Annotated in this window: 1 protein-coding gene; it reads right to left on the bottom strand. The window is 42.2% G+C overall.

The annotated features are described in order from the left end of the window. Window positions 1–312 precede the first annotated feature (312 nt). Window positions 313–1148, bottom strand: an 836-nt coding sequence (locus KSO91_RS17315; RefSeq protein ID WP_238744263.1) for an IS110 family RNA-guided transposase, incomplete at its 5' end; no start/stop codon positions are given.

Here is a 1148-nt window from a genome sequence, read left to right as displayed (position 1 = left end):
GGCGTTGGTATGACTTCCCACGTCAAGTTAAATATTACTTTTCCCTGCCCATTTATTTAGAGCCTATCGATTTTCTCTGTTAATAAGAGAATTAACGTACAGAATGAAGCAAGTAATTTCGTCGGTTGTCATGCTGGTATTCGTGGATTACTAACCGAGGTTAGCAGCGCCTACCTTACTTATTTCGTCGTGACACCTGTCTTCAGTCTATTTTCGTGGTTCAACGATAATCGTTTTCGTTGCCGTCCTAACGCCGTCGGTGATTGTGCCACTCCCGATGCTTGATCCCATACGCTAATTCAAAACTTTCATTCATGCCGGTAACCTTGCTAGTCGTAATCGTGTATCAACAGGGCTTAATACAACTTCTCTTGATATAGCCCAGATGTAAGCTGCCATTTCTCTGGCTATTGCTGTCACTACAACATTACGATGTTTACCTTTATGCATTAACCGTTGGTATCGTTTGCATAGCCTTAGCTGCGCTTGCCATGCGATATCAATGATCTGTTTCGGCAGTCCTTCCTGCCTTAATTGCATCTCTTTAGAGATATTGGCGTTGTATTTATAAGTATGTGCACCTTCGACCAGTAGTCTTCTTGCACGGCTGTTACCACATTTGGTAATAGCACCTAGTCGGCGTTTCCCGCCGCTTGAATGTTCACTCGGTACAAGCCCGAGATAACTCATTAATTTTCTTGGGTGATCAAATCGCGTTAAATCCCCCAGTTCAGCAATAACACCTGTTGCCACTAGTAACCGAACTCCACGCATTGCTTGTAATGCCTTAACTACTGGATAGTAACGCCAGTTTTGTACACTGTGTGTTAATTCATTATCAAGTCGCTTTAACCTTTTCAAACGTTCAGTGATTGTTGAAACGGCTTCTTGCAGTACTATTTGCTGACAAGGATGCGGTAAGACTAATTCAGCAAGCCATCTTAAATGTTGTAATGACCAATTATCTTTCACTGTTGCATTGATGTTGTTGCGTAGCAGTAATGCTTTAAGCTGATACTTTGCATCTTTAAGATCCTTCATTGCAGTTTCTCGCGCTCTAGACAGATCACGTACCGCTTCATCTTCAGGCTCAGGAACATAAATGGCAGTTAAATCTTCAGATTTGAGTAGTTTGGCGAGTTTTAACG

This window comes from Psychromonas antarctica, assembly GCF_022267535.1.
GTDB lineage: Bacteria > Pseudomonadota > Gammaproteobacteria > Enterobacterales > Psychromonadaceae > Psychromonas > Psychromonas antarctica.
This window is presented reverse-complemented; position numbering and strand designations above follow the sequence as displayed.